The sequence below is a fragment of the Acinetobacter portensis genome (genome assembly GCF_009372215.1).
In the GTDB taxonomy this organism is placed as follows: Bacteria; Pseudomonadota; Gammaproteobacteria; order Pseudomonadales; family Moraxellaceae; genus Acinetobacter; species Acinetobacter portensis.
Map to the genome: position 1 here is coordinate 1 of NZ_LWRV01000013.1, position 7,137 is coordinate 7,137.

Genomic DNA, 7,137 nt, shown 5'->3' on the forward strand with positions numbered 1-7,137 from the left:
ACTTCAAGTTTTACTCTGCCAAGCATTACGTAATAGTCATAATAAACAAAGAGAAATTGCAGAAAAATTAATACAAACTTCAGGAGATACACCTGAAAGACGTGCATTGTTCGATCAGTTAAAAAATGAATTATTTGCACATGCTGTTGCAGAAGATCGTTATTTTTATATTCCATTAATGATGACAGATTCGGGGCTGAATATTACGCGTCATGCACTTGCAGAACATCATGAAATGGATGAATTACTTGAGCAGTTAACTGAAACAGAATTTAGTAATTCTGGATGGTTGGCTATTGCGAAAAAACTGTCTGAAACGGTTCATCATCATTTAGAAGAGGAGGAACATACATTCTTTCAACAGGCAGGAAAAATTTTAGAAGATAAACAAAAAGAAAGTTTGGCGAAGCAATATCAAACTGAATATAAAAAATATATTAAGTCAGATAAAGACAGCTTAACCTAAATTGTAAAATCTAAGAATTAAAAAAAAGGATGCACAAGCGCATCCCTTTTTATAAGTTTATGGTGTATTTGTTGTTTTACTCGATCTTAAAGCAACGCCAATAGAAGCAAGCATGACACATGAAAGTGCAATCCATTGTAAAAAGCCAATTTTTTCACCCAATAAGAATAAACCTGCTAATGCTGCAAGTGCAGGAGAAAGACTGAGCAGTGTGCCATAACTGAGTTTATTTAAACGTTTTAAGGCTTGTAGATCTAAAGCATAGGGGATGGCTGTTGCTAAAATAGCAATTGCTAAGGCTTTGCCCCAATATTGGGTTTCGAATAACGCGGGTGCGTTGTTGTATAAACCAATAGGCAACAAGCTAATGGCAGATAAAGCAATGGCAATGGTAAGTGCATGCATACCTATATTTTGGTGAGCCACTCTTTGTCCAAAAAAGATATATCCTGCCCAGCACAAACCTGCACCTAAAGCATAAATTGCACCAATAATAGAGAAGTTATCGCCTTGTGCTTGACCCCAAGGCACCATAAGGGCAACACCTAAAATGGCGAGAAGAACCCAAATATAATCACTACGTTGCTTAATCGAAAGTAAGGCTAAGCCTAAAGGACCAATGAATTCTAAGCCTACAGCAATGCCTTGAGGCAATTTACCCAAGGATGCATAAAAGAGCACATTCATTAAACCTAAGGCTGCGCTATAGCACAGCAAATCTCGCCATTTTAAAAAAGATAATCGTTTTAAGATGCTCCAAGAACGAAACATGATGCAAACAATAACGGCTGCAAAACATAAGCGTAAAATGGTGACAGAAAGTGGATCTAAAACGGTGAATAGCTGTTTGGCAAACGATGCGCTGATTTGATAAGAAATCATGGAAAGAACCATGAAGAGCACAGCGAGAAGTTGGGATTTTGGCATTTTTATATCACTACACCAAAAGAGGTGTAAGCATTAAGGTCGTAGCTTGAGTATAACCATTTTGCTTATTTTGTGATGTCTGAAATATAGCCGAAATGTAAATTAAAAGTTTTAAATTTAAAAAAGAAAAGTCATCTTATTTGAGGAGAAGTTTAAATTCAAAAGTTTTAAATTCAAGTATCAGATTTTTTTCTTGGCTTGTTGTGTAGTATAGGTACAACCAATTGATGCAGTAATAATAGTGGCTAAAGCGAGCCATTGATTCCATAGCAGTTGTTCGCCTAAGAAAATAAAACCTGATAATGCTGCAATTGCAGGTTCAACACTCATTAGCGTACCAAAACTAAGTGCGCTTAAATTGCGTAATGCAATCATCTCTAAAGTAAAAGGTAGTGCACTTGCAAGAACAGCCAAAGCAATAAAATACATTAAGCTTGTCGGTTCAAAAGTATGTGCGGGTATTCCAAAAAATATGGCAATAGGCATTAAAACTAACATGCCAATAAACATGCCTAAACACACAGTATGATTGCCCGAAATACCTGATGGTTTTTGTCCTGCAATAATATAAAGTGCCCAACAAGCACCTGCAGCTAAAGCCAAAAGAATTCCAATAGGGTCTAAAGATTGCGCCGCTTGATTAAAAGGGAAGAGCAAAATTAAGCCCAGAATAGCAAGCCCAACCCAAATGAAATCGAACTTTTGCCTTGCATAATAAAGTGCAACGCTTAAAGGGCCAATAAATTCAAATGAGACAGCAATACCTAATGGAAGCCGATCAATAGCTAAATAAAACAGCATATTCATCCCTGCAAGGGCTAAACCGTAGCTGATAATTGCAGACCATTTCACTTGTTTGAAATTGATTTGCCAAATTTTAAAAATAATTGCCAATACCAATGAGCCTAAAAGTAGACGCATTGCTGAAACGGTCAATATAGGAAATTGACCGAATAAGTATTTAGCGAAAGAACCACTACTTTGCATGCTGATCATTGCGATCAGTAAAATAAGAGGCGCTTGCACATGTAGTGCAATTTTAAAACTCGGCATGAACTAAATTCGTTTGGTTTTCACAAGTAGCGGATGATGAAAAACATAAAATGACGCAATAAAAAAACCACAGCACGAATGCTGTGGTTTTAAATATAAACGAATATTAGAACAATACACGTACGCGAATTGTACCTTCAACTTCGTGAAGTGTATCAAGCGCTTCTTGAGATGCTGTTGCATCTACGTCCATAACTAAGTAACCAACGTCACCTTTAGTCATTAAAGATTGACCAGAGATGTTGATGCCGTGTTCAGCAAACAAGTTGTTAATTTTAGAAAGAACACCCGGAATGTTTTTATGAATATGAAGTAAACGATGTTTACCTTCAGTCAACGGTAAAGCAATTTCAGGGAAGTTTACAGCAGATAAAGTCATACCTTTATCTGAGTAAGCAACGAATTTCTCACCAACTTCTAAACCAATGTTTGCTTGCGCTTCGATTGTAGAACCACCTACGTGAGGTGTTAAAATCACGTTAGGGATGTTACGAAGTGGAGAAACAAATTCTTCACCATTCGCTTTCGGCTCTTTAGGGAATACGTCAACCGCAGCACCTGCAAGATGACCAGATTTCAATGCATCTGCCAAGTCTTCAATAACAACACATGTACCACGTGCAGCATTGATGAAAATTGCACCTTCTTTCATTTGTGCAAATTTTTCTTTGGTCATGAAGTTGCGCGTAGATGGAACATCAGGAACATGCAGTGATACAACATCAGCATTTGCCAATAATTCATCTAGGCTACCCACTTGACGTGCATTACCTAAAGGTAATTTAGTCACTGTGTCGAAGTAGATCACTTTCATACCCAAGCTTTCTGCAAGTACAGAAAGTTGAGAACCGATAGAGCCGTAACCAACGATACCTAATGTTTTACCACGTGTTTCATACGAACCAACAGCAGATTTGTTCCAACCGCCTGCATGTGTATCTGTAGATTTTTCAGGTACACGACGAAGAAGAAGAATTGCTTCAGCAAGCACAAGTTCAGCAACTGAACGAGTGTTTGAATATGGTGCGTTAAATACAGGAATACCACGACGCATTGCTGCATCTAAATTCACTTGGTTCGTACCAATACAGAAACAACCCACAGCAATAAGCTTGTTTGCAGCTTCGAAAATTTCTTCAGTCAGTTGAGTACGAGAACGAATACCAATGAAGTGAGCATCTTTTACCGCTTCTTTCAACGCTTCACCTTCAAGCGCAGTTTTATGGTAATCGATATTGGTGTATCCAGCAGCATTTAAAGTGTCTACAGCGTTTTGATGAACGCCTTCTAACAACAAGAAACGAATTTTATCTTTAGGCAAAGAAAGATGTTGGCTCATTACGGCTCCGCTACAAAGGCCAAATTTAGTGGCGATATAATAGCATAGGAAATTAGCCTATATACATTTCCTTTATGGCTTTGGGCAGAGGTATTTTTCTAAAATATGTGACAAGGTTTGTCGAAATTGGTCTAATTAACTGTGTAATTTCAAAGGCGACATTCTAAAAATACGATTTTCTGCGGGATTTTGTAAAAATGGCTTATAATACTGCCTCGTGAAAATCTGACACGTTCATGCTGTCGGATTTATCTTCACGATCAGTCTAAGAAATGTGCATTTGAACATGGTAAATATTGTTTAAAAACAGCACTCTCTAAGACACTAACTACTTGTTTACTTCTTGCAAGGTCTGAAAACGATGAATGCTCCAGTCGCTTTAACCCCAGAGTTATTGACCCAATTAACTGCAATTGTTGGTGAAAACCGCATTAAAACAGATGCGGATAGCCTCCAAAATTGGGGACGTGACCATACTAAGCACTTCGACCCTAATCCATCGGTTATCGTTTTTCCATCGACGACTGAACAAGTACAAGAAATTGTAAAACTTGCGAACCAATTTAATGTTGCGGTAACGCCATCGGGTGGTCGTACAGGTTTATCTGCAGGTGCTGTGGCTACCAACGGTGAAATCGTGGTGAGCATGGACAAAATGAACCAAATTCTTGAGTTCTTCCCAGCAGATCGTATGGTTCGAGTTCAAGCAGGTGTGGTGACTGAGCAACTTCAAAATTATGCTGAAGAACAAGGCATGTACTACCCAGTAGATTTCGCATCTGCGGGTTCATCGCAAATTGGCGGTAACATTGGTACAAATGCTGGCGGTATTAAAGTAATTAAATACGGCATGACACGTAACTGGGTTTTAGGGTTAACGGTTGTGACGGGTAAAGGCGACATCCTTCGTTTAAACAAAGGCATGATTAAAAATGCTACGGGTTATGCGCTTCAACACTTATTTATTGGTGGTGAAGGTACTTTAGGTTTAGTGACAGAAGCTGAAATTAAACTTGAACGTCAACCGCACGATTTACAAGTTATGGTATTGGGCGTTCCCGATTTTGACGCGATTATGCCTGTACTTCATGCTTTCCAAAAGAAAATTGATTTAACCGCATTTGAGTTCTTTGGTGAACTTGCAATGCAAAAAGTTTTGGCAAATGGTCATGTTCAACGTCCATTTGAAACTGAATGTCCATTTTATGTATTGCTTGAATTTGAAGCGCCGTATGAACCAATTATGGATGCGTCGATGGAAATCTTCGAGCATTGCATGGAAGAAGGTTGGGTACTTGATGGTGTAATGAGCCAAAGCTTAGATCAAGTGGAAAGCTTATGGCGTTTACGTGAAGATATTTCAGAATCGATTGCGCCATTTACGCCATATAAAAATGACATTTCTGTGTTAATTACTTATGTTCCTGCATTTATTAAAGAAATTGATGCAATCGTATCTGAAAATTATCCTGACTTTGAAATTTGTTGGTTTGGTCATATTGGTGACGGTAACTTGCACTTGAACATCTTAAAACCTGAAAACTTAACGAAAGATGAGTTCTTTGGTAAATGTCAGGTGGTGAACAAGTATGTATTCGACACTGTGAAAAAATATGACGGTTCGATTTCTGCGGAACACGGTGTAGGTATGACGAAAAAACCTTACCTTGAATACACGCGTACTGCTGAAGAAATTGAATACATGAAAGCGTTGAAACAAGTATTTGACCCGAACGGTATTATGAACCCAGGTAAATTGTTCGATCTTTAATTGTTTTACAATTCTCTTATTTTTCAAAATTAAAAGATGCAGCATTATTTAAATGCTACATCTTTTTTTTATAAATAGAGACAATAGAATGTTAAAAAAAATAAGCTTTTCCGTATTTACAATATTGGCTTTAATGGGGTGTGCAAGCACTCAAAATTTAAGTTCAACTTCAAGTAATAAAGAAGAAACAAGAGTTTATCCTGAAACAAAAGCTGGTTCTCCATTAGATCAGGTATATAAAACTGTTGAAGATTTTCATGACTACAACACGATTCAAATAAGCCAAAAACTTTCGGCAGAAAATAACATTCGTGAAGCTACCGTAACCTTAATTCAAGAGGGTTGGGCAGATGATTCAGTGGTTGGAACGCGAAAGGATTTTAAATTTAGATTTATAGATGGCGAGTGGAAACAACTGAGTGTTGATGAAACGCAAAAGTGTGGACGTGGCGCAGATACGACGACATATCACAAAAAAAACATGTCCTTAATTGGAAGTGTTTTGCTAGAAAGACACAGATTTTCTATAGTGTAATTTTAAAAGGCATAGCATGATATATGGTATGCCTTTTTTATTTTGAGTAATGAAGATGTTAAAAAAAATAGCAATGATGTCTGTATGTGTTGGGCTTTTGGCAGGCTGTGCAACCACGAAGGATTTAGTGTCTAAGGTAGGTGTGGGAACTTCTCATACGCCATTTGAGCAAGTTTTAAAAGCTCATCCAGATTTGAAGTCTGAGTTAAATACAATTGAAATTCGTCAGGTATTTAATAGTGTGGAATCGCCAAATGTAGCGCAAGTGATGGTGTTGCAAGCGGGTTTAATGGATGATTCTGTGAGTGCGATTCGTACGATTTATAGTTTTAAGTTGCAGGGTAATGACTGGAAACAGGTAGATAAAAAAGAAGAGTTTAAGTGTGGACGTGGTAAAAATACCAAGACTTTCCAAACGGCACTTTGCCCTTGATATTAGTCCAAAATATGATTGATTTTTAATGTATTTTGGCTCATAAAAGCGTATCAATTGATACGCTTTTTTTATTTGGGGAAATATAAAAACAATGAATATTTTAATTGTCGGGAATGGTTTTGATTTGTCACATTATTTACCGACCAAGTATGATCATTTTATGATTGCAATGGATGCTATAGAAAATGGGGATATTGCTAAAGGTGAGATGGGTTTTGATGATCTATTTATAAAGGATTATTGGCATAAAAATAATGAAACTGAAGAAGAATGGCAGAATAGTTTTTTTCAACATACAAAGGCGATGTATAAAACTGAGGAAATTAAAATTTCTGTTGATGAAGTTGAGAAACTACAAAATCAATTAAAAGAAAATGTTTGGTATCAGTATTTTTCTGAACATGTTCGAGAGGTTAAAACCTGGATTGATTTTGAATTAAAAATTGAAGAGGCTTTAAATATATTGAGCGGATTGTTTGCCAATATTTATCAAGTTTACGAATCAAAAGGGAAATTTGATTATGATATTAGCTTAGAAACGCTAATTGAAGATCAAATTTATAAAATAAGTAAAAGAAGATTTGATATTTTAACCTGAGTTCGATATAAA

8 protein-coding genes are annotated in these 7,137 nt (G+C 36.8%); 5 read left to right on the forward strand and 3 right to left on the reverse strand.

Features of this window, described 5'->3' with window-relative positions; translation table 11 throughout:
* Positions 1-466 (forward strand): hemerythrin domain-containing protein (locus A6M14_RS00815; protein ID WP_152872879.1); only part of this gene is annotated, 466 nt, incomplete at its 5' end.
* 57 nt (positions 467-523) lie between these two features.
* Here A6M14_RS00815 and A6M14_RS00820 read toward each other — a convergent pair.
* The 3 genes from A6M14_RS00820 to serA all read right to left on the reverse strand — a co-directional run bounded on the left by A6M14_RS00820 (position 524) and on the right by serA (position 3,785).
* Positions 524-1,393, reverse strand: coding sequence for an EamA family transporter (locus A6M14_RS00820; protein WP_152872880.1), 870 nt, complete (start codon positions 1,391-1,393; stop codon positions 524-526).
* A 180-nt stretch (positions 1,394-1,573) separates the two neighbouring features.
* Entirely contained in the window at positions 1,574-2,446 is an 873-nt protein-coding gene (locus tag A6M14_RS00825; RefSeq protein ID WP_152872881.1) for an EamA family transporter, read from the reverse strand.
* A gap of 106 nt (positions 2,447-2,552) precedes the next feature.
* The gene (gene serA, locus A6M14_RS00830; RefSeq protein WP_152872882.1) at positions 2,553-3,785 is read right to left on the reverse strand and encodes a phosphoglycerate dehydrogenase; all 1,233 of its coding nucleotides are present in this window, start codon (positions 3,783-3,785) and stop codon (positions 2,553-2,555) included.
* A gap of 361 nt (positions 3,786-4,146) precedes the next feature.
* Here serA and A6M14_RS00835 point away from each other — a divergent pair, with 361 nt between their 5' ends.
* From A6M14_RS00835 to A6M14_RS00850, 4 genes are all read left to right on the forward strand, one after another.
* The gene (locus A6M14_RS00835; protein ID WP_152872883.1) at positions 4,147-5,556 is read left to right on the forward strand and encodes an FAD-binding oxidoreductase; all 1,410 of its coding nucleotides are present in this window, start codon (positions 4,147-4,149) and stop codon (positions 5,554-5,556) included.
* Positions 5,557-5,644: 88 nt separating this feature from the next.
* The gene (locus A6M14_RS00840; RefSeq protein ID WP_152872884.1) at positions 5,645-6,091 is read left to right on the forward strand and encodes a hypothetical protein; all 447 of its coding nucleotides are present in this window, start codon (positions 5,645-5,647) and stop codon (positions 6,089-6,091) included.
* 55 nt (positions 6,092-6,146) lie between these two features.
* On the forward strand, positions 6,147-6,524 hold the full coding sequence (locus tag A6M14_RS00845) for a hypothetical protein (RefSeq protein ID WP_152872885.1): 378 nt from the start codon (positions 6,147-6,149) through the stop codon (positions 6,522-6,524).
* A 94-nt stretch (positions 6,525-6,618) separates the two neighbouring features.
* Entirely contained in the window at positions 6,619-7,125 is a 507-nt protein-coding gene (locus A6M14_RS00850; RefSeq protein WP_152872886.1) for an AbiH family protein, read from the forward strand.
* The last annotated feature ends 12 nt before the right edge of the window (positions 7,126-7,137 follow it).